Source organism: Fodinibius salipaludis (genome assembly GCF_002287075.1).
Lineage (GTDB): Bacteria > Bacteroidota > Rhodothermia > Balneolales > Balneolaceae > Fodinibius > Fodinibius salipaludis.
This window is the reverse complement of record NZ_NSKE01000034.1, coordinates 1-860: the sequence shown is the minus strand read 5'-3', so window position 1 is coordinate 860 and position 860 is coordinate 1. Positions and strand designations below refer to the sequence as shown.

1 protein-coding gene is annotated in these 860 nt (G+C 38.3%); it reads left to right on the top strand.

The features are described from left to right. Positions 1 to 656: 656 nt before the first annotated feature. On the top strand, positions 657 to 860 hold a 204-nt coding region (locus CK503_RS15915; protein WP_141239963.1), incomplete at its 3' end, for a hypothetical protein.

Genomic DNA, 860 nt, shown 5'->3' with positions numbered 1-860 from the left:
TATGTCCTATTGGGACTGTGTTTTCGTGGTAATTGTACTTCCTTTCTTAATGCTAATTTTACCGTTTGTGTTGGCTTTAGTCTTTGGTATGGCCTATTTGTTAATCTTTAATCCTCAATAATTTTACCTAACCCGCGCATTAAGGGGACACGCCTCGCCAGGTCTTGCCACTTTCTGGCTTTTTAACTCTTCGTTCATTATTTAATAAATCAACATTCATTCACGTGCACCTTATGCGCAATGTCGTTAGTTTGCCCGCCGGCCTTCGCGGTTTGTCAATAAAGGCTGTTTCGGCTGTAAAAATATCCATTTTTCAGCCTCTTCTGGGTTGCCTTTTCCACTACTCAATTTGCCTTAAAGCTATCTTCCTTTCCGAAAATCCTATTTCCCATTTTGTCCTGGCCGGTCGGGGCTAAATCATCTTACGTCCGCTGTGTTCTTCCGTTGTTTTTATCAAAACCGTTGCTGGTTCTACATCTTCAGCCCCAAACTAACCCGGCGCTTCAAGCGGACGTGACTCGCCGTTGGCCTTCCCTCTTGCTTTTAGCCGACAAATTCTGTCTTTTTATTACTAAACGAAATCTAGAAACAACACGCAGCTTAAGCGCTAATCGTTAGCAGTTTTATTCTAATTTTAAATTAATAATACTATAAAAATGAGTGACGAAGACATTTCAAATAAAATTGAAATAGACTCTGAACCACCAAAAAACTCCAAACCAGATTATATCTTAAATAGAGAGAGTTGGTTCAAAATAATTTTAATATCAGTTGCTGCTATAGTTATAGGTTATAAAATTATTGAGGCTCCTATAAATTTTGATTTTTCAGATTTTCGCTTCTCAGACTTTTTGTCACTT